This window comes from Pseudomonas agarici (assembly GCF_900109755.1).
Taxonomy (GTDB): Bacteria; Pseudomonadota; Gammaproteobacteria; order Pseudomonadales; family Pseudomonadaceae; genus Aquipseudomonas; species Aquipseudomonas agarici.
The window spans coordinates 225408-245923 of the sequence record NZ_FOAR01000006.1; the positions used below are offsets into that span (position 1 = coordinate 225408).

The 20516-nt window shown below is 59.8% G+C and carries 15 protein-coding genes and 2 pseudogenes; 12 read left to right on the forward strand and 5 right to left on the reverse strand.

The annotated features are described in order from the left end of the window. The 5 genes from BMX68_RS08295 to BMX68_RS08315 form a co-directional block, all read left to right on the forward strand. On the forward strand, positions 1-2313 hold a 2313-nt coding region (locus BMX68_RS08295; protein ID WP_256218770.1), incomplete at its 5' end, for a BapA/Bap/LapF family large adhesin. A gap of 186 nt (positions 2314-2499) precedes the next feature. Beyond that, positions 2500-3897: a TolC family outer membrane protein gene (locus BMX68_RS08300; RefSeq protein ID WP_051000570.1), complete on the forward strand. Its 1398-nt coding sequence runs from the start codon at positions 2500-2502 to the stop codon at positions 3895-3897. Next, positions 3894-6077 (forward strand): type I secretion system permease/ATPase, encoded by a 2184-nt coding sequence (locus BMX68_RS08305; protein ID WP_017129872.1) that lies wholly within the window; start codon positions 3894-3896, stop codon positions 6075-6077. The genes BMX68_RS08300 and BMX68_RS08305 overlap by 4 nt, the downstream gene beginning before the upstream one ends. Positions 6078-6130: 53 nt before the next feature. Further along, complete coding sequence (locus BMX68_RS08310) at positions 6131-7294, forward strand: beta-barrel domain-containing protein (protein ID WP_026012956.1); 1164 nt, start codon at positions 6131-6133, stop codon at positions 7292-7294. 14 nt (positions 7295-7308) lie between these two features. Next, the gene (locus tag BMX68_RS08315) at positions 7309-8205 is read left to right on the forward strand and encodes an alpha/beta hydrolase family protein (protein ID WP_017129870.1); all 897 of its coding nucleotides are present in this window, start codon (positions 7309-7311) and stop codon (positions 8203-8205) included. On the opposite strand, the gene BMX68_RS08320 is transcribed toward BMX68_RS08315, so the two are convergent. From BMX68_RS08320 to BMX68_RS08330, 3 genes and pseudogenes are all read right to left on the reverse strand, one after another. Further along, entirely contained in the window at positions 8202-11084 is a 2883-nt protein-coding gene (locus BMX68_RS08320) for a Mur ligase family protein (RefSeq protein ID WP_244159641.1), read from the reverse strand. The two genes, BMX68_RS08315 and BMX68_RS08320, sit on opposite strands and share 4 nt — an antisense overlap. A gap of 406 nt (positions 11085-11490) precedes the next feature. Further along, a complete protein-coding gene (locus tag BMX68_RS08325) occupies positions 11491-11691 on the reverse strand; it encodes a ribbon-helix-helix protein (RefSeq protein ID WP_074862019.1) in 201 nt (66 codons plus the stop codon). A 1057-nt stretch (positions 11692-12748) separates the two neighbouring features. Beyond that, positions 12749-13141 (reverse strand): annotated as a pseudogene (locus tag BMX68_RS08330) (arginase family protein); the annotation flags it as partial. Between the two features lie 94 nt (positions 13142-13235). Between BMX68_RS08330 and BMX68_RS08335 the strand changes: the two are divergent. From BMX68_RS08335 to BMX68_RS08345, 3 genes are all read left to right on the forward strand, one after another. After that, complete coding sequence (locus BMX68_RS08335; RefSeq protein ID WP_017129866.1) at positions 13236-13805, forward strand: GNAT family N-acetyltransferase; 570 nt, start codon at positions 13236-13238, stop codon at positions 13803-13805. Positions 13806-13962: 157 nt separating this feature from the next. Then, on the forward strand, positions 13963-14832 hold the full coding sequence (gene tesB, locus BMX68_RS08340; RefSeq protein ID WP_017129865.1) for an acyl-CoA thioesterase II: 870 nt from the start codon (positions 13963-13965) through the stop codon (positions 14830-14832). After that, positions 14829-15422, forward strand: a complete 594-nt coding sequence (locus BMX68_RS08345; protein WP_017129864.1) for an HAD family hydrolase — start codon at positions 14829-14831, stop codon at positions 15420-15422. The genes tesB and BMX68_RS08345 overlap by 4 nt, the downstream gene beginning before the upstream one ends. 98 nt (positions 15423-15520) lie before the next feature. Here the strand turns inward: BMX68_RS08345 and ypfJ are convergent, their stop codons facing one another. Further along, a complete protein-coding gene (gene ypfJ / locus BMX68_RS08350; RefSeq protein WP_017129863.1) occupies positions 15521-16411 on the reverse strand; it encodes a KPN_02809 family neutral zinc metallopeptidase in 891 nt (296 codons plus the stop codon). Between the two features lie 178 nt (positions 16412-16589). Between ypfJ and pcaQ the strand changes: the two genes are divergently transcribed. The 3 genes from pcaQ (at position 16590) to pcaG (ending at position 18970) form a co-directional block, all read left to right on the forward strand. Next, a complete protein-coding gene (pcaQ, locus tag BMX68_RS08355; protein WP_017129862.1) occupies positions 16590-17519 on the forward strand; it encodes a pca operon transcription factor PcaQ in 930 nt (309 codons plus the stop codon). Between the two features lie 114 nt (positions 17520-17633). Further along, the gene (gene pcaH / locus BMX68_RS08360; RefSeq protein WP_017129861.1) at positions 17634-18353 is read left to right on the forward strand and encodes a protocatechuate 3,4-dioxygenase subunit beta; all 720 of its coding nucleotides are present in this window, start codon (positions 17634-17636) and stop codon (positions 18351-18353) included. Between the two features lie 11 nt (positions 18354-18364). After that, on the forward strand, positions 18365-18970 hold the full coding sequence (gene pcaG, locus BMX68_RS08365; protein ID WP_017129860.1) for a protocatechuate 3,4-dioxygenase subunit alpha: 606 nt from the start codon (positions 18365-18367) through the stop codon (positions 18968-18970). Between the two features lie 234 nt (positions 18971-19204). Here the strand turns inward: pcaG and BMX68_RS26320 are convergent. Then, positions 19205-19393: pseudogene (locus BMX68_RS26320) on the reverse strand (HipA domain-containing protein); the annotation flags it as partial. Between the two features lie 254 nt (positions 19394-19647). Between BMX68_RS26320 and BMX68_RS08375 the strand changes: the two are divergent. Then, a partial coding sequence (locus tag BMX68_RS08375) for a DUF6861 domain-containing protein (protein WP_369678876.1) occupies positions 19648-20516 on the forward strand: 869 nt, incomplete at its 3' end.

Below are 20516 nucleotides of genomic sequence, written 5' to 3' on the forward strand. Positions count from 1 at the left end.
GCTGATGCCGATGCCGATGCCGATGCCGATGCGGACGCCGACGCGGATGCTGATGCTGATGCTGATGCCGATGCTGACGCTGACGCTGATGCTGACGCTGATGCGGACGCCGACGCCGACGCGGACGCCGATGCCGATGCCGATGCGGATGCTGACGCCGATGCCGATGCCGATGCCGATGCCGATGCGGACGCCGATGCCGATGCCGACGCGGATGCCGATGCCGATGCCGACGCGGATGCCGATGCCGATGCCGACGCCGACCTAGAAGCCTTCGACGACCTCGCCACCGGCGAAGTGACGATCAAACCCGTCACCTCGAACACCAACCTGGCCGATATGCGCGTGTTCACTCTGCTGGGGGTCGGCGGGATCATCCTCGGCGATCACACCAAGGTGCAGGAGTTCGGTGTAGCCGAAGGTTCCACCGGCACGCTGAACCTGCAGTTTGCCCAAGCGGATCTTGTCTCACTGTTGGGTGGTGGTTTCACTGCGATTCTGGAAGTGAGCGACGGTGCCGGTGGCTGGTTGCCGGTTCAACAAGGCAGCAACGGTTCGGGCCTGCTCGATCTGTTGGGGCTGTTCGGCCAAAGCTCCAGCGCCAAGATCGAAGGGCTGGAAGCCGGGCAATATCGTTTCACCCTCAAGCTTGACCCTAACCTAGTGAGTGTTGGTGCGGGTGCGACGGCCACGTTGAGCGTCACCAACGACAGCCTGACTGACTTCACCGGCGAAGCGGGTGCGCAAATCTCCGGCAACGTCATCACCGATCCAGGCGTTGGCGGTCAACCGGATGTACCAGGCAATGGCGGGCCGGTGAAGGTGCAAGTCGAAGTCGGCGGCGAGTTCGTCGATGCCGATGCCACCGTTGGTACGGTGCTGCAAGGCCAATATGGTCAGCTGACGATCTTTGCCAACGGCGACTACAAGTACACCCCGAATGGCGATGTCGCCAACATCGGCAAGGTGGATGCTTTCGAGTATCACCTGGTCAATGGCGCAGGCGGCTCGGCGTCGGCCACCTTGTATGTGCGCATCGACAGCCCAAGTGTGGACGTGACGTGGAACAACGCCGATCCATCGGCGCCAGGGGTGATCAATACGGTTGCCAACGATGACCTGGGCTCCGCGCAGATCGAGATCGTCAACCTGGTGACCGAGACGACGGCACCGTCCCTGACCTACAACCTGCCGGCGCTGGGTACCGGCACGGGTACAGGGCAAGTCATCGTCGTGGCGGCAGATTCCACAGCCGTGTTGAAAATCGATGTCAGCGCCACCGGCATTACGCTGTTGCCGACCACCACCGTGAACTTGCAGAAGCTGATTGGCGGTACGTGGACCACGGTGCAGACCACGACTGAGGCGACGCATACGTTTACCGGGCTGGATGCCGGTTCGTATCGTGTCACCGGTTCGACCGGCTCGGTGTTGTCGCTGAGTGCGATCACGATTGCACAGCAACTGACCACCACCGCCCTCACGCAGTTTGTGGCGGGGGACATGGCCAATGCCACTGGTGATCTGTTGGCGAACAGCCTGTCCGGGCCGGATGTGCTGGGTTCGCCGCTGACGGTGTTGAGTGTGCTGGTTAACGGGGTCTATGTGATTCCTGGGCAGACTGGGGCGAAAGTCGAGGGTGAGCACGGTACGTTGACGGTGTTTGCCGACGGCAAATACGTCTACACCCCGCATGCCGGCCTGACGCTGGATGAGATTGGCCAGGTGGACAAGTTCACCTACAAGCTCACCACGCCAACCGGGCAGTCAGACACCGCCGACCTGTACATCCGCATCGACTCGCCAGACCGCGACCTGGTCTGGGACGACGCCAACCCGGGTGTGCCGGCCACTGAGGGCGCAGGTTTTGCCGCCGCTCACAGTGCGGTGGACGCAGCGGCGGATGACGGCGCCAACGTTGGGGCTGACCACCACGATGCCGTGGTGGCCGATGACACCGACTTCACTCATGTCGAGTCTGGCGTGGGTGCGAACGGGTTGCTGTGGGAGGGTGGCGATGCGGCCATCAACCTCACCGACCTGATCGGCAAAGTCAGCGGTGTGCACAGCATCGACCTCAATGACGTCAGCGCAGTTGACCTAACCCTGAGCCTGGAGGACCTGGTGTCCATTAGCGGGCCTGAGTCGGAGCGTTTGATGATCCAGGGCGACGATCAGGACAGCGTGCACTTGACCGGCGACTGGTCTACCGGAGTGACCCACGTGGAGAACGGTCTTGAGTACGTGATCTACACCAGCCAGGAAGACCAGACCCATCAGCTCTGGGTGCAAAGCGGTATCAACGTGGTGTAACGCCACCCCCAAAGACCGGGCTGAAAAGCCCGGTTCTCATCACCAACGGTAGCGCAGCAACCGCGTGTGGCACATAGGTGCCACACGCGGTTGTTGTCCCCATCCGGTTTGACAACAGTCAGGTGAATTGCAGTGAGGCATCAGAGTTTCGCCACACAACTGTCTGCCGCGGTTCTGGCAGGCGCAATGATCGCGCCAGGGATTGAGCCGGTTATGGCCGCTTCACTTCTGGACGACGAAGAACGCGTCAACATCATCAGCCCCAGCAACCTGGGCACGAATTTACCGGGAGGGCCAACGGGCGTCAGCGCACCGGTGGCACCGCAACGCAACATCCCGAACAACCTCGACCTCACACGCGCCGTTCAGTTGGCGGTGGAATGGCACCCGGCTATTGCCGAGGCGATCGGGCAGCTTTACCAACAAAACGAGAACGTGAACATCGCCCGTTCCGGTTATTACCCACAAGTCAGCGGCGGCTTCAATTCGGGTTACGACAGTGGCCTGAGTGGCAATGGTCAAAGCCGTGCGTTTTCGTTGTCGGCGTCGCAGATGCTCTACGACTTCGGCAAGGTCTCAAGCTCGGTGGACAGCGCTCTGGCGCGGGTCAGCGGCAGCCAGGCAGCCATCTTGCTGTCGATTGACCAAGTGGCTCGCGACACCTCGTTTGCGCTGATTGAGCTGCAACGCTCGCAGCGCCTGGTGACCCTCGCCCGTGAGCAGATCGACGGCATTTCGGCGATTGCCGAGCTGGCCAAAAAACGCAGCGACATGGGCGCCAGCACCCGCTCCGACCTGATCCAGGCGCGCTCGCGGGTGGAAGCTTCGATGGCAACTCAGCAACAGTACCGCGCACAATTCAATCGCTGGCGCAGTGCCTTGAGCAGCCTGCTCGGCGCGCAGTCACCGGTGAGCGTCTCCGGTGCATTTCCTGCCCCGCTGGAGCAGTCCTGCGTGGGGGTGGTGCCCGATGAGGCGGTCACGCCCACGCTGTTGATCGCCCAGGCCCAGCGCGTGGATGCCTTGGCGCTTATCGCGCAGGCGCGTGCCGAAGCGCTGCCGACGGTATCGCTGGACCCGTCCATCACGCGCTACCTGGACAACAACGACAACAGCAACCTGCCCGACGGCCGGGATCGCACCCGCTATGGCGTGTTTCTCAACGTGAAGATGCCGCTGTATCAGGGCGGTGCAATCACGGCGCGTAAATCCGCAGCCCAACAGGCACTGCGTTCCGCCGAGGCAGCCAACGACGCTGCGCGCCTGGCGGTTCGGCAAGGTTTGCTGGAAGCACGGGACCAAATCGGGAGCCTGTCACAACGCCTCTCGACCCTGGATTTTCGTGAACGCAGCATCTCCGAAACCCGCGACCTCTACCGCCAGCAGTACCTCGAACTGGGCACGCGGCCGCTGCTTGACTTGCTTAACGCCGAACAGGAAATCCACCAGGCGCGCATGGACCGGGAAAACACCGCGGCCGATCTGCGTCGCTTGAATATCGATTGCCTGTACAACACCGGAGGGCTGCGCACGGCGTTCCATCTGGACAACAGCACCCTGCAGGGTGTGGAGATTCGGCCATGAATGAAGCTGTGAAACTTGACGATGACCTGAGTGCAACCCAGACGCCTTTCACCGCGCTGCCGGCATTTGATTATGAGGTGTGGCTGGAGGCAATTCTGGGTGTTGCCCGGCATTACCGCTTGGAGTGTTCGGCGCAAAGCGTGCGGCTCGCGGCGCAGTGGACCGAGAGCACATCGGTAGAAGACGTGGTGCGGCGCATGGCGCGCCAGGCCGGCTTGAACTGTGTGATCGCCGACTTTTCTGCGTCGATTTTGATGCAGCGCCAGTTGCCATTGGTGCTGCAATTTGATGACGGCCAGGTCGGCGTGCTGGAAGCCCTTGGTGAAGACGATAGCGTCGGTATCGCCTACAGCGGCGATGGCGGTTTGCAAAGCCGCCTCAGCCGCCGCGAACTGCTGGAGCATGCGTGCAAGGCGGTGATCCTGCGGCCCATGGGCGCAGTGCGCGACACGCGGGTCGATGACTACATCAAGCCGTATCAAAAGAGCTGGTTCAGCAGCATTGTGCTGCGCGACCTGCGGCCCTACGGCTACGTGATGCTCGCCTCACTGGTCACCAGCGTGCTTGGCCTGGCCGGGGTGCTGTTTTCCATGCAGGTGTACGACCGCGTGATCCCGGCCGAATCCATGCCCACCCTGTATGTGCTGTTTGGCGGCGTGATGCTGGCGCTGGTGTTCGACTTCATCATGCGCATTACTCGCGTACGCATCACCGACATGCTTGGCAAGCGCGCGGACCTGCGCGTCTCTGACCTGGTGTTCGGCCACGCCATTCGGTTGCGCAACAGTGCGCGGCCCAAGTCCACCGGGTCGTTTATCTCTCAGCTCAAGGAGCTGGAGCAGCTGCGTGAGCTGATCACCTCCAGCACCGCGACGGCGTTGGCGGATTTGCCGTTTTTCCTGCTGTTCCTAGTGATCTACTGGTTGATCGCCGGGCCGCTGGTGGCGGTGCCGTTGGTGGCGGTGCTGTTTTTGATCGTGCCGGGCTTGTTGGCGCAGAAGAAACTCGCGGCGCTGGCCAGTGAGTCAATGCGTGAAGCGTCGCTGCGCAGCGCCATGTTGGTGGAAACCGTGCAGGGTCTGGACGACATCAAGGCCCTGCAAGCCGAGCAGCGCTTTCAGCAGCAATGGAACCACTACAACGCGACCTGCGGCGACGCCAGTCTGCGCCTGCGCATGCTCACCAACAAATTGGTGGCGTGGAGCAACAATGTGCAGGGCTCGGTGTTTGCCGTGGTGGTGGTGTTCGGCGCGCCGATGGTCATGGACAGCGACATGACCACTGGTAGCCTGGTGGCCGCGTCCATTCTGGCTTCACGGATGATGGCGCCGATGTCGCAGATCACCCAGGTGCTGACCCGTTGGCAGCAGGCCAAGGTGGCGCTGCAAAGCCTGAACCACATCATGGAACTGCCGGTGGATCACGCCGAAGGCAGCAGGCGTGTGCATCTGCCGGTGATCAAAGGGCATTACGTGCTCAACCAAGCGACATTCCAATACGCCGACGATGCGCCAGTGCCGGCCCTGCGCGTGACGGATTTGCAGATCAAGCCGGGTGAGCGTATTGCGATTCTGGGGCGTAACGGCGCGGGCAAATCCACCTTGTTGCAGGCCCTGGCCGGCATGCTCGACTTGAAAGCCGGCAGCATCGGCCTGGATGGCGTCGCCCTCGGGCATATCGATCCGGCGGATGTGCGCCGCGACGTGGGCCTGATGACGCAAAACTCGCGGTTGTTCCACGGCACGCTGCGTGACAACCTGATCATGGGCGCCCCCCATGCGTCGGATGAGGAAATCTTCCAGGTGCTGACCCTGACCGGCGCCGCCGACTTCATCAGCAAATTTGCCGATGGCATGGACCACATGATTCTCGAAGGCGGCCTCGGGCTGTCGGGCGGGCAACGCCAGTCGCTGCTGCTGTCGCGGCTGATCATTCGCCAGCCGCATATCGTGCTGCTCGACGAGCCCACCGCTTCCCTTGATGAAGCCACCGAGCGCCAGTTGATCTACAACCTGGACCGCTGGGCCGCCCATCGCACGCTGATCATCGCCACCCATCGCATGAGTGTGTTGAGCCTGGTGAACCGCATCATCGTGGTCGACAACGGCCAGATCATTGTGGATGACAGCAAGGACAACGCGATTGCCCGGCTTTCCAAACCCAAGGGGAACACCCAGTGAAAACCCGAGAGCCGAAAAGAATTCCCCTGCTCGCCAGCGAAGACGAAAGCGCCGTGCACGCACGCGAGGGTGTCGATGACAACACAGTGCTGCGCTCGACACGCGTGGTGCTGTGGGTGTTGGTCATGCTGATGGCGTTTGGCGTGTGGGCCTACGTGTTTGAAGTGGATGAAGTGTCCACCGGCAGCGGCAAGGTCATTCCCACGTCCCGCGAGCAGATCATTCAGTCGCTGGAAGGCGGTATCGTCACCGAGCTGTATGTGGGCGAGGGCGACATCGTCAAGAACGGTCAAACACTGGCCAAGCTCGATCCGACCAAGACCGAATCCAATTTCGATGAAAGTGCTTCCAAGTACCGGGCGTCGCTGGCCAGCGTGGCGCGCTTGCAGGCAGAAGTGAATGGCAAGTCGCTGGTCTTCCCGGCGGAGCTTGCGCGTTACCCGGCGTTGATCAGTGCTGAAACCGACCTGTTCAATACTCGTCGCAAAGGCCTGGAGGAGTCCCTGGCCGGTGTGCGTTCTTCCTTGGGGCTGGTGCGTAGCGAGCTGGAGATTACCGAGAACCTGGCAAAGGTCGGCGCCGCCAGTAACGTTGAGGTGCTGCGCCTCAAGCGCCAGAAAGCCGAGCTGGAATTGAAGTTGACCCAGGCTCGCTCCGATTACATGGTGCGCGCCGGTGAAGACCTGGCCAAGGCCAACGCAGATGTCGAGACCCTGTCGTCGATCATGCGCGGGCGTTCCGATTCGGTCACCCGCCTGACCCTGCGCTCGCCGGTACGCGGTATCGTCAAGGGCATCGAGGTGACCACCATTGGCGGGATCATCCCGCCCAATGGTCGCCTGATGCAGATCGTGCCGCTGGATGAACAGTTGCTGATCGAGGCGCGCATCTCGCCAAGGGACATCGCCTTCATCCATCCCGACCAAGTGGCCAAGGTTAAGATCACCGCCTATGACTACGCGATTTATGGCGGGATGGACGGCAAGGTGGTGACCATTTCGCCTGACACCATTCAGGACGAGGTCAAGCCGGAGGTTTTCTACTATCGCGTGTTCATCCGCACCGATGCCGACACCTTGAAAAACAAGGCCGGCAAGTCGTTCTCGATTGTGCCGGGGATGATCGCCTCGGTAGACATCAAGACCGGCCAGAAAACTGTGCTCGACTACCTGATCAAACCCATGAACCGCGCGCGCGAGGCGTTGCGCGAGCGCTAGGGGAGGGGGTGGCGATGGGCAAAAAGCTCGGTACCTGGGCGCTGCTCGGGTTGGCCCTGGCTTGTTCGCCGTGGGCACAGGCTTTGGATGACGCTACCACGCCGTTGCGCTGGAGTACGCCCGCCGACCGGGCCAGGTGCACTGAGCCGGACTCGGCGCTGTGGGTCGAGTTCGCACAGGGTACGGCGTGCATTCGTTACTTCGCCGGCGGTGCCCTCAAGCAGGCGCCGGTGGTGATCGTGATGTTTCACGGTGACCGCACGGCTGAAATGCACCGCGCACCCGAGGCGATCAATGGCAACACACAGGCCGCCAAAACCGCCCAGGCGCGGGCGCTGAGCAAACGTGCTAGCGTGCCCGTGGTGATCGTGGCGCGGCCGGGTACTTATGGCTCCAGCGGCGACCACGGGCAACGGCGTCAGGTGCGGGAATTCATGGCCCTCGATGGGGCACTGGATGAGTTGCGCACGCGTTATGGTATCGGGCAGTGGGTCTTGCTCGGCCACAGCGGCGGCGCCACGGCGGCCGCCGCGCTGTTGACCCTGGGCCGTACCGACGTGAAATGCGCGGTGATGACCTCGGGCGCTTTCTCGCTGGTACAGCGTGCCCAGATGATTCGTCAGAGCAAGGGCCTGCCCTCCAAACCAGGTCGCGATACCAATGGGTTGCTGCACCCTTATGACCCTGTCCAGCACGTCGATGGCATTGCCGTAGCACCCTTACGGCAGTTGTTTGTGATCGGCAGCGTGGACGATCAGGTCGCGCCGTTTGTTTTGCAGGAAGGTTTTTATCAGGCCCTGAGGCGTGCCGGGCACCCGGCGCAGTTGATCAAGGCCCAGGGCGTACCGAAGGCCTTTCATCAATTGCGCAACGACATCGGGCTGAAGATCGCCGCCCGTTGCGCGGGCTAGGACAGCGCCGTCTGTTCGTGGGTGGTCAGCCACTCACACAGCTGCGAGAGCCCCGTCCCGCCTGAGCTTTTCACCATCACCCAATCGCCGGACTGAAACCACTGGCCTGATTCTTTCGCCAACGCCTGGGTCAACGCCTTGGCATGCTCGAACCACTGCACCGACAACTCGCCGCGCAACGCAAGATAGAGCTCATGCATCAGCGGACCGCACAGCACCACATGCCGTGGCGTCACCGCACGCAGCGCGTCGGCCAGTTCCAGGTGGTAACGCTGGGCGTCGGCACCGAGTTCGAGCATATCCCCCAGTACCAACACGCGGTGGCGCGGGGCGATGGGCAGATCGGCCATGGAGCGCAGTGCCGCGCCCATGGAGCCGGGGTTGGCGTTGTAGGCGTCGTTGATCAGCTGAAAGTGGCCGTCGGCGCATTTTATCGAAAGGGTATTGCCACGACCTTCCACCGGCATGAAGGCGCCCAGTGCTTGCAACGCGTCTTCGGCTGCAAGCCCAGCCGCAGACAGCGCCGCCAATACCGTCAGGGCATTGAGCACCATGTGCCGACCGCGTGCCTGCAGGCTGAAGCTCAGCAGTTTGCCGGCGCAACGCGCGCGGACGTTCACCTGATTGGCCTCACTGCTGCAATCGAGCAAACGCAGGTCTGCCTCGGTGTGTTCGCCAAAGCTGATTACGTGCAGCCGGGCTGCTTCGGCGGCGGAAGCGAACAGCTCGTAGTACGGCATGTCACGGCTGAGAACCGCGTGCCCACCGGGCGCCATTGAGCGGAAGATCGCACTCTTTTTGCGTGCAAGGTTTTCCAGTGTACCGTGATATTCCAGGTGCGCCGGGGCGATCCCGGTGACCACGGCAATGTGCGGGCGCACCAGCTCGGAGTTGATCGGCATGCGGCCCACGGCCATTTCCAGCACCCAGAACTTTGCCGGGTGAGGCATGCTTGCCAGGTTCCAGGCAATGCCATGGGGCAGGTTGGCGTTGGCCTCGGTTTGCCCCACGCCGCCCCAGTGCTTCAGTGCATGGGCGAGCATCGCGACCACTGTGGTTTTGCCGAAACTGCCGGTTACGCCGAACACCTGCCCGGGGAAGTTTCGCCGGGCGTGGCGACCCATTTGCAACGTGGCGTCGCCGGTATCGGCAACTTGCAATACCGGTAAGCCGCTATCGAGGTACGGCGCGGGGTCCACACACATGACCGCTGACGGGCGGCGTTCGGGGTTGGCCTGGGCCCAGCGTTGCGCCGATTGAGCTTCGTTCGGGCCAATCTTGCTGGGGGGGGGACGGCTGAGTATTCGTTGCGGTTTAAAGAGCTGCATGGACGGCGTCAAACCGGTTGCGCACCAGCCGATCGGCGGCTGGCGGGCCCAGGTACCCAGGGTCACCTGGGCCAGTGTGTGGGCGTTCCAGGTTCGGTCCGGCAGGTTTTCATGCTCGACCGCATCTACCTGGGGCGCCCCCTCCAGCAGGTAACGGTGATAGGCAATCAGCCCGGAAAGGTAGTGCTCCACATCGTCGATGCGCACCCTGAACGCATGGTGACGGATAAAAAAGGCCCCGGCGATGCGTGCCGGGTTGGCGAAATACATCGCCAGTTCCGGCCAGAAATAACCATTGAGCAGGTAGCGGGCGCGATGGTGCAAGGCGCGGTAGAACGCATGCAAGTCGATGTCGTTGAGCAAGTGGCGCAGCTCGGGTTGCTCGGCGATGCGCGCCAGCATCTGCTGCGCGGCCATCATCAACTCCAGCAATGTCGGGAAGGTGGTGATGCGCCGTTGTACGAAGTCCAGATAACCGGCAACGTTGTTCAGGCCAAAGCGAACGTATTTTTCGTCGGGGCGGTAGCGGGTCAACTCGTTCACGCAGTAGCTGAGCCAATGATCATGCTCGCGCCAATGTTCTTTCTCGATAAAGTAGTCGAAGGCTTTTTCGACTATCGCCAGCCAGCGTTCGTTGCCGGTCAGCCCATAGAGGCGCATCAGGCCGAAAGCGGCTTCGCCGTCGTAATAAATGATGCGAAACGGCGCTTTGATGCTCAGGTCCTTGGCGTGCAGTACATGCACAAAAGCCCCGCTTTCAGCGTCCTGCATCCAGGCTATGCCGTTGGCGAGCGCTTCGAGCAGCGGCAGGTGGTGGCGCGTGCCGGTGACCTCGCAGTACTTGACCAGTGCCAGCAGGCACACCGCATTGCCGCCCAGTTTGATCTCATCGCCGGTGTCGGTGAGGAAGGCCGCCACGCTGCCACCCGGCAGCAAGTAGGGCTTGATCAGCACGTTAGTGAGGTGCTCCAGCGAGCGCTCGATAGCCTCTTTCAAGTGTTGATCACTGGTCAGCGCCCAGGCCTCGATCATTGAGTAGGTGGTGCTGGCGTGACGCAGGGTGTTGTAGGTGTTGATCGCCCGGTCGAAGCACGGGAAGTAGCCGTAGATGAACTGTCCGCTGTCTTGTACTTGTGTGCTCAGGTACCTGGATGCACTGTCAATGCAGGCCCGCACTGAGTCTGGGGTAAGGGCTCCCAGTGTGCGCCAGCCGGTTTCCAGCCCGTTGCCATTCAGTGTATGGGCCTCGCCATCTTCGGCGCAGAATACGCCTGTGGTGTTGAAAACGAATACACAGGTTTCCGGCGTCAGGCCGGCGAGGATGTCAGCAGCGTGGGTTCCAGCAAACCGGCGCCGGGCGTAAGCGGCGAAATTCTTCGGGTTCAAGGTAGCGTGGGCAATGTCGCTGCCGCCATACAGGATGGCGTTGGCGTTCAGTTCCTGTTCGGTCATTGCCACTCGCAGATCACTGTCCAAGGCGATGCCTTGCCTGAAGTAATTGCGCTTGTGGCGTTTGAGGCTTTCGTTGAGTTTAGCCCAGGTGATTGGCATCACGTTGAACGCACGTTCGACACGAATCCACGAACGTTCGGGGTTATGCGTTCCCTGAGAAACGCCTTGGTCGTATCGTCGTTGCAGTTCGTGAGCTCCCGCTTGCCAAGCCTTTTCGAAGCTGTCAGCTGTAATATGAAAAACCTGTGCACGTTGTGTTGTGTCAGTGATTGAAAAGAATAAAGTGCAGGATTGTGAGGCGTCGGAAGAGACAGTAAATTCACTAGGGTTTTTTTTTAAAAGCGCATGACAAGCGAGTAATTGTTGTTTCACAGGATTGAATCTCCATGAGTCAAATACTTGGCGAGGGCGGTTATATATTGAGGTGATGGGCGCGTATCAATCAAGTTCAGGTCCGGCCGCCGGCCAAGTTATTTGTGATAAAGGCAACAAGTCCATTCGTATATCAAGAATACGGTGAAGAATCTTCCCGGTCCGGTTCTTGTACAGGAGAAGCGATTTTACTTTCATATTGTCGAAGGTGATCGCGAATAAGCTTGCGAATGACCTGGGAAATAGTAAGGTCAACTTCCTCAGAAAGGGACTCCAGCCGCCGCTTGGTTGGGTAGTCGATGAGGATGGTCAGGCGCGTTGTTTTATCAGGCATTTTATTGATCCTTTTACAAAAAAAGCGCGGTCTCAACTGCCGCGTGCAGTGCGTAATAAGCAAATGATAGAGTTTTAGAGAGATCCAACATATTTATAATTAGATGCGATGGAAGTCTAATACAAGTCGCTGTTTTTTTCATGGGAATTCGATAGAAATTTCCATAATGTTAAACTCGACACCCTTCGCGAGTGTTCTTGTTATCACGCGATTGTAACACTGTGAGAGTCAAATATTAACAGGGTTTCCAGAAAGTTATGTTAGATAATAAAATTTGTCAAAAGTCAATACTGTCTATAGCTAAAGTAGTATGTGTCGACGACAACTTTTTAGGTGTTTTTCTGTGTAAGGTTGTGGGTTTCTCAAGAAATTGATCGTCAAAGAAAAATGTTGTTACAAAATATCAATTGCTTGTTTTTGAGTATTGGGGTTGGGATGATTTTTAAATTGTTAACGTGAGCATGCGGAGAGTTCGAAAAATTTGTGTTGTTCCGCCCGAGGGCAATGTGCTGTGGATTAGATGCGGGGGCATGAAAGCAAAATGGGCTGAACGAGCCCCATGAAAGCAGGACACCGTTCCCCCTCAAGATAAGGAATAGGCAAAAACGTAATATTTGCGCATTGTCTTGGTCACGGCTCACCGCCCCTCATCCTCGCCTCAACCACAAAGATATTTCCAGCCCAAGTGAGTCGGTGCCATGCCTTAAGAGTAGGCTTGAAGCCAAAACTCAACGGCAAAAATTGGCTAGACCTATCCTAAGCAATAAGATTTAAAGGCTAGCTCTGAGGTTCGAGGGCGAAAGCCTTCTCTCGGAGACACTCGAAAGAGAAGCCCATCATCCGATGGGCTTTTTTTGCGTCTAAATAATCCACTAAAGATAGGGCGTCGAGGAAAGGCGATTCAGTTGTATCTGAGGGCACTGGGGCGACTTCTAAGTTTGTAAACATCTCGTTGAATGTCGATTATTTATTTCCAATTTTAGAAACATAAATTTTCCAAGGGCACTACTTTTTCTCGTCTAATAAGGTTTGTTTACATAATTTGGTAAGCATAACGGCAGAATCCTGCCGGGTGATCGTGGTGGGCATGGTGGGTGCCGCCGGCCAGGTGACAGGCCAGGCCGTGCTCCAGGGCCTGCTCGGCGTCCAGCAGCGAGCCACCGACCGCGCGCACGGTGCGCTGGGCCAGGGCTGGGCTCCTGGGCAGGCCTAGGCGGCGCTGGTCTTCGCGGGACAACTCCCCAGCCAGGTAGCGCTCGATATAGCCACGGTCATGGGCCAGGGCGAGGATATCCACGGGACAGATCTGCGAGCGCAGCAGCTCCGCGTCGCGGGTCAGGCCGCTGTTCACCAGGTGATCGCGCAGCAGGCGGAACTTGTCCATGGGGAAGCGATGTTCCGCCGGAAACTTGGGGCTGTAGTCATCGTGGTAGATCAAAGGCAACGGCATGGCGAATTCGTGTGGGAAATGAGCGAAGGATCTTATCAGCGCGATACACTGACGAGCAGGGAAACAGCTTTGCGAGGAATCCTGAGGGGGATTGATGGAGCCGATACTGGAACTTGAGAGCGCGCGCCTGCTGCTGCGCCAGTGGCGCGATGATGACCTGGCGGAATTTGCCCGGATGTGCGCCGATCCTCAAGTGATGCGATATTTCCCGGTCGCCCTGAGTCGCCTGGAGAGTGCCGCGCTGATCGGGCGGATTCGCGGGCATTTCGCCGAGCATGGTTTCGGCCTGTGGGCCTTGGAGCGTAAGGACAATGGTGCCTTTATCGGCTTGACCGGGCTGGCTCACGTGAACTTCGAGGCGGCCTTCACTCCGGCGGTGGAAATGGGCTGGCGCCTGGCTCGCGAACACTGGGGGCTGGGCTACGCCAGCGAGGCCGCGTGGACTTCCTTGCGCTGCGGTTTCGAGCGGCTGGCGCTGGAGGAGGTGGTGGCCTTTACCACGGAGCCCAATACCCCTTCGCAAAAAGTCATGCAGGCCATCGGCATGCAGTACGACCCCGCGGCGGATTTCGAACATCCGAAGCTGGCCGGCGACCATCCGCTGCGCAAGCACGTGCTGTACCGCATCAGCCGCGACCAGTGGCTGGAAACCCTGCACGGATAACCCCTTGAGGTTGGCCGATCCGCTGCACCGCCGAGGAGGGCAAACGGAGTATCATTCAAGGCCTGTGGCGAGTTGTTCAAGGCTCTGCCACCACAAGCACGGATGGCTTGATGTTGCCTTTAAGTGAACCGTGTCGCCCTGTGTGAGGAGCGTTTGAATGAGCCAAGTACTGGAAAATCTGGTCGACTTGCTGACCCTGGAGCCCATCGAGGAAAACCTCTTTCGCGGGCGCAGCCAGGACCTGGGTTTTCGCCAGTTGTTTGGCGGCCAGGTGTTGGGCCAGTCGCTGTCGGCGGCGAGCCAAACCGTCGAGGCGGCTCGCCATGTGCATTCTCTGCATGGTTATTTCCTACGGCCTGGGGATGCCGGTTTGCCGGTCGTGTATTCGGTTGACCGCGTGCGCGATGGCGGTAGCTTCAGTACCCGCCGGGTGACGGCGATCCAGAAGGGCCAGCCGATTTTTACCTGCAGTGCCTCGTTCCAGTACGACGAACAGGGCTTCGAGCACCAGAGCAGCATGCCGCAAGTGGCGGGGCCGGAGAACTTGCCTTCGGAGCTGGAAATGATCCGCCAACGCGCCCACCTGATCCCCGAACACATACGTGACAAGTTGCTGTGCCCCAAGCCGATCGAAGTGCGCCCGGTGACTGAGAAAGACCCCTACAACCCACAGCCCTCGGATCCGATCAAGTACGTCTGGTTCCGCGCCGACGGTACGCTGGCCGACTCACCGGCGCTGCACAAGTACCTGCTGGCCTATGCGTCCGACTTCGATCTGCTGACCACCTCGTTGCTGCCCCATGGCAAGTCGGTGTGGCAGAAGGATATGCAGGTGGCCAGCCTCGACCATGCTCTGTGGTTCCATGCCGAGCTGCGTGCCGATGACTGGCTGCTGTATGCGATGGACAGCCCCTGGGCCGGTAACTCCCGTGGTTTTTCCCGGGGCAGCGTGTACAACCGGGCTGGCGTGCTGGTGGCATCGGTCACCCAGGAAGGTCTGATCCGCCATCGCAAGGATTGGTCATGAGTCTGTCCGAGGTTCGTCACTGGGTATTCGACATGGATGGCACCTTGACCATTGCCGTGCATGATTTTGCCGCCATTCGCGCGGCGCTGTCGATTCCGCCGCAAGACGACATCCTGATGCACCTGGCGGCGTTACCGAGCGACGAAGCGGCGGCCAAGCAGGCCTGGTTGCTGGCGCATGAGCGGGATCTGGCCTTGGGCTCGCAGGCGGCGATCGGTGCGGTGGAGTTGGTGCGCGAGTTGGCCGGGCGGGGTTATCGCCTGGGTATTCTGACGCGCAATGCCCGCGAGCTGGCGCATGTAACGCTAAAGGCCATCGGCCTGGCCGACTGTTTTGCCGAGGCGGATGTGCTGGGGCGCGATGACGCGCCGCCCAAGCCTCATCCGGGTGGTTTGTTGAAATTGGCCGCAGCCTGGGGCGTTACGCCCGCCGAGATGGTGATGGTTGGTGATTACCGCTTTGACCTGGATTGCGCAAGGGCGGCGGGAGCACGGACCGTATTGGTTAATCTGCCGGATAACCCGTGGCCGGAGCTGACGGATTGGCATGCCGAGGATTGCCTGGCGTTGCGGCAATTGCTGTCGGCTTGAGGTCCCCCGTGGCGACGTCGGTACGCCGTCGCCGTTATGCCCAATGCCGGGCGGTTCGATCACCGCGCAACAACGAGCCAAAGCGTGTTTTTGTTGGTTCACAGGCTCTTGGCGGCGAAGGTATCGCATTGGTTGAGTTGCCCTTGGGCGAAGCCGGTCTTGAACCAGCGCACCCGTTGAGCAGAGGTGCCGTGAGTGAAGGAGTCCGGCACTACACGCCCCTGGCCCTGCTGCTGGAGGCGATCGTCACCGATGGCATTGGCGGCCTTCAAGGCTGCTTCGATATCGCCGGGTTCCAGCCAGTTCAGGCGCTTTTGCGCGTGCCAGGCCCAGACACCGGCCAGGCAGTCGGCCTGTAGTTCCTGGCGTACCAGCAGGCCGCTGTCGCCCGCCATTTTGCGTCCTTGTTGGCGAGCGGCTTGCATTTTGGCGGAAACCCCAAGCAGGGTCTGCACGTGATGACCGACTTCATGCGCGATCACGTAGGAGCGGGCAAAGTCCCCGGCGGCCTGGAAGCGTTGGGACATTTCGCGGAAGAAATCCAGGTCCAGGTAGACCCGTCGGTCCGCCGGGCAATAGAACGGTCCGGTGGCCGAAGAGGCCAGGCCACAGGCGGAGCTGACTCGACCGCGGAACAGCAGCAGTATCGGCTCTTGGTATTGGCGTCCGGCCTGCTGGAAGATCTGGCCCCAGGTGTCTTCGGTATCACCGAGAATGGCCCGGACGAAGTCCGCCTGCTCGTCGTTGATCGGCGGTGACTGTCGGGTTTGCGGGCTGATGGGCGCCGATTGCTGTTCGGTCAATTGCCCGCTGAGCTGTCCGAGAATCTGCATCGGGTCCTGGCCGGTGAGCAAGCCAATGCCCACGATCAGCACCACGGCGGTCAGGCTCAAGCCCTTGCCGCCGAAGCGCGATCCGCCACCGCCGGCATTGTTGTCGTCACGAGCATCCACCACGTTGTCGCTGCGCCGTCCTTTTTTCCAAAGCATGTGGGAATCCTCTGTTTGTGGTGCAGATGAGTGTTGTTGCTGGGCGTACTAGCAGCCAGTCCGGTCGTCTGACCATGAAAATAGAAGTCGGCCTGGGGATTTGGTTCATGGGCCGCCGCTGGTAACGAATATAGGACACAATTGTGCTTGTCCCGATCCACACTGGAGCCGCCATCTCGTGAATATCGACACCCGTATCAAATTTCGTCACCTCGTGTGTTTTCTCGAAATGGCTCGCCAGAGCAGTCTGGCGCGGGCCGCGGATATCTTGGCAGTGAGCCAGCCGGCGATGTCGAAGACCCTCAAGGAGCTGGAGGCCCTGCTGGAGAGCCGTTTGTTCGTGCGCGGTAAAAGCGGCATCAGTCTGACCGAGGCTGGGGTAGCCTTCCTGCGTTACGCCGGGCCTTCGGTACAGACCCTGCGTGAAGGAGTGCGGGCCTTGCGCGAGGGCGAGTACGCCGCGGGTGTGGTGCGACTCGGGGTGTTGTCGACCGTGGAAAGCCTGTTGATGCCGGAGGTGGTGCGGCGGTTGCACGAACGGCATCCGGCGTTGGTGGTCAGCGTAGTGACTGGGCCGAGTGCCTATCTGCTCTCGCAGTTGCGGGTCGGCGATGTCGATCTGGTGGTCGGTCGCATGACCGACAGCCCGGAGATCCAGGGGCTGACCTTCGAGCACCTGTACAGCGAATCCATGACCCTGGTGGCGCGGCCCGATCATCCGTTGTTGAACGCTTCGCTGGACCACAGTGCCGTGGAGAACTTCCCCCTTGTCCTGCCCCTGGCGGGTACCACCATCCGCAAGTTTGCCGACAGTCTGTTCGTGCAGTGCGGTATCCGCCCGTCGCGCCAGCGCCTGGAAACCCTGTCGGTGGCTTTGAGCCGGCGCTATGTGCTGTCCAGTGAGGCGCTGTGGATCGCGCCGCTGGATGCCGTGCGCCTGGACCTGGCGTGTGGCGAGCTGCGCGAAATCGATCTGGGCCAGCGCGAGCCGGGTGGTTCGGTGGGCATTTCGAGCAATGCCAGCCTGCCGTTGTCATTGGCGGCACAATGGTCGATGGAGATGCTGCGGGAAGTAGGGCAGGCGTACCATAAGGGGCTTTATCCATAACCATTTAGTTATGCCTGAGGCCCGGCTTTTCAATAGCTAATGGGTCTCTATTGGGGCACGCTTTCAGCACGTGATTCATGCCTAATGGCCTCAAAAAAACAACAGGAGATCGACATGTCTGAAGCAGACAACAGTCGTTTTGTTATCCGTGACCGCAATTGGCACCCCAAAGCCTTGACCCCTGATTACAAGACGTCCATTGCCCGCTCGCCACGTCAGGCACTGGTAAGCATCCCGCAATCGGTCAGTGAAAGCACCGGCCCTGACTTTTCCCACCTGAAATTCGGTCATTTTGATAACGACCTGCTGCTCAATTTCAACTATGGCGGCTTGCCGATGGGCGAGCGCATCATTGTTGCTGGCCGGGTCTGCGACCAATATGGCCAGCCGATTCCCCATACCCTGGTGGAAATCTGGCAGGCCAATGCTGGCGGACGTTATCGGCACAAGAATGACCGGTATCTGGCGCCCCTGGACGCGAACTTTGGCGGCGTTGGCCGGACACTGACCGACCGTGATGGTTACTACAGCTTCCGCACCGTCAAGCCTGGACCTTACCCGTGGCGCAATGGTCCGAACGACTGGCGTCCAGCCCATATCCACGTGTCCATTAGCGGCCCGTCAATTGCCACGCGATTGATCACTCAATTGTATTTCGAAGGCGATCCGTTGATCCCGATGTGCCCCATCGTCAAATCGATCGCCCATGTCGAAGCGGTGCAGAGCCTGATTGCCCGGCTCGACATGGGCAACGCCAATCCGATGGATTGCCTGGCGTATCGATTTGACATCGTGCTGCGCGGCCAGCGCAAGACCCACTTCGAAAACTGCTGAGGAGACCGACCATGCCTGTTCAATTGCTCGCCGAAACCCCGTCGCAGACCGCCGGTCCCTACGTGCATATCGGCCTGGCGCTGGCGGCGGCTGGCAACCCGCGCCGCCCGGAGGAAATCTGGAACGAAATGGCCAAGCCCGGTGCCCCCGGCGAACATATCCTGTTGCTCGGCAATGTCTATGACGGTAATGGCCACTTGGTGCGCGACTCCTTTCTGGAGTTCTGGCAGGCCAATCACGAAGGTATCTACGACACGGCCTTCGATGCCGAGAAAGCCTTCAACAGCTTTGGTCGCACAGCGACCACCTTCGATGCGGGAGAGTGGACGCTGGCAACCATCAAGCCTGGGGTGGTGAACAACGCAGCCGGCGTGCCGATGGCGCCGCATATCAATGTCTCGCTGTTTGCCCGAGGGATCAATATCCATCTGCAGACCCGCTTGTACTTTTCCGATGAGGCCGAGGCTAACGCGAAATGCCCGGTGATCAACCTGATCGAGCAACCGCAACGCCGGGAAACCCTGATTGCCCAGCGCTGCGAAGTGAACGGCAAGCGGGCTTACCGTTTTGATATTCGTATCCAGGGCGAAGGCGAGACGGTGTTTTTCGACTTCTGATTATGGTGGGTACCCGCAAGGGTTTCGCGGCTTGTGGCGGCGAAATTGACTAATAGAACTAACCACAGCCACTAGCGCATCCGTGCGGCGCTGGTGGCCTCCTGCGCCATCCGCAGATCTATCCCTTGCAGCCACTGGCCGTAGTATTCCTTCAATGCCTGCTCCCAGCCGATCACTTTCATCCAGCACCTGTTCAGCGTGTTCGCGTGAAAGGGCGAAGTGCTCATGATGGCTGAGCAGGTTGCGGCGGCTGATCTGGGTACCCTCGCGACCAACGGCCATGGCCAGTGCCTGGGCCGGGCCTTCATCGAGGATGGGAAGTACGTCATACATGGGCGAGAGGCGCCATTGGCCTGCGGTCCAGATAATGGCGTGGTTGCGCGGGTGGTCGTCACTGTTGCCCACCAGCGCGTTGTAGCACATGCGCTTGAACAGCTCTTGAAGGTCCTGGTGGATATGCGTCTGGCGAAGTCATCTAGCAGGTAAATTTGTAGACGTCCGACGTGGGTATCCTGACTCTGCGTCGCCCTGCCTGAACCTCAGGAGAGTGGTAATCATCTAGCACAAGCCTTTCGACTGCCGCTGCCTTAAAGGTTTGGATCCCTTGAAATCACTTTTGACAGAGCATGGCACAAAGTTTAGCTTTCCCAATTCTCCCCCGAGCGCAGGAGCGATGAATGCCTTTATGGACAAGGATCCCCAGTTGGCTCGATATCGAGGCTTATGCCGAACGCCTATTTAGTAAGCGTGGCCTAGGGGAACGCGGAAAGGGCATGAATCCTCTCAGCCCACCCAGCTCCATGAATGTACCTAGTATCGATCTGATTTATCGCCGGGTCAGATGTGTCCGCCGAGCGTGTGATTTGGGCGAAAAAGAGGCAGCCAACAGCATCCTGAAGCGCTTTTCTGACCTTGATATTCGAAGCATCCTTGATGAGATGATTAGTGCAGTGGTCGATATGGCCATGATCATTATCGGCAGTGCGTTAACTGGCGCCACGATAGGTGGAGGGATCGGATTACTTGCAGGCGGCATCGGCGCGTTCCCAGGCGCAACAGCAGGAGCCGTGGTCGGAGTGCAGGCGGGAACGTGGATTCTTGGTGTACTGGGGCTGGCCTCGATTGCTGAGTTCTTCACAGAAGGCCTTAAGCCGATAGCTACGGGCTACATTCGTGGGGTTTCCACCGCTTGGAACGGCCCTCGAGAGCGAACCGATAATCCGTTGATTTCCTTTTCCGACGACAGCATGGCAGCACAACAAGGTGCGTGGGATATTGCACGCTCTCATGAGGCCGTAGTAATTCTCCTGCTAAGAGCAATCGTTGCTTATCTGACGCGAGGTCGTGGAAACGCAAGGGTGCTCGCAACCGAAATGCGAGGCAGCGAGCGAGGTGCAAAGCTTGGCCAGTGGATGCTCAAGCACGAAGAAGCATTGAAAAAACATCCTGACCTACAAGCGACAGAGCCTCGCAGAGGCGCACTTGGGCCGCAGGAACCACCACCACCGAACAGCCCATCTGGAAAAGACAAAGAGCCGCCCAAGGG

Coding starts and splice junctions, on each gene's coding strand:
- BMX68_RS08300 (WP_051000570.1), top strand. CDS start 2,500: ATGATCGCGCCAGGGATTGAGCCGGTTATGGCCGCTTCACTTCTGGAC.
- BMX68_RS08305 (WP_017129872.1), top strand. CDS start 3,894: ATGAATGAAGCTGTGAAACTTGACGATGACCTGAGTGCAACCCAGACG.
- BMX68_RS08315 (WP_017129870.1), top strand. CDS start 7,309: ATGGGCAAAAAGCTCGGTACCTGGGCGCTGCTCGGGTTGGCCCTGGCT.
- BMX68_RS08320 (WP_244159641.1), bottom strand. CDS start 11,084: ATGCCAATCACCTGGGCTAAACTCAACGAAAGCCTCAAACGCCACAAG.
- BMX68_RS08325 (WP_074862019.1), bottom strand. CDS start 11,691: ATGCCTGATAAAACAACGCGCCTGACCATCCTCATCGACTACCCAACC.
- BMX68_RS08335 (WP_017129866.1), top strand. CDS start 13,236: ATGGAGCCGATACTGGAACTTGAGAGCGCGCGCCTGCTGCTGCGCCAG.
- tesB (WP_017129865.1), top strand. CDS start 13,963: ATGAGCCAAGTACTGGAAAATCTGGTCGACTTGCTGACCCTGGAGCCC.
- BMX68_RS08345 (WP_017129864.1), top strand. CDS start 14,829: ATGAGTCTGTCCGAGGTTCGTCACTGGGTATTCGACATGGATGGCACC.
- ypfJ (WP_017129863.1), bottom strand. CDS start 16,411: ATGCTTTGGAAAAAAGGACGGCGCAGCGACAACGTGGTGGATGCTCGT.
- pcaH (WP_017129861.1), top strand. CDS start 17,634: ATGTCTGAAGCAGACAACAGTCGTTTTGTTATCCGTGACCGCAATTGG.
- pcaG (WP_017129860.1), top strand. CDS start 18,365: ATGCCTGTTCAATTGCTCGCCGAAACCCCGTCGCAGACCGCCGGTCCC.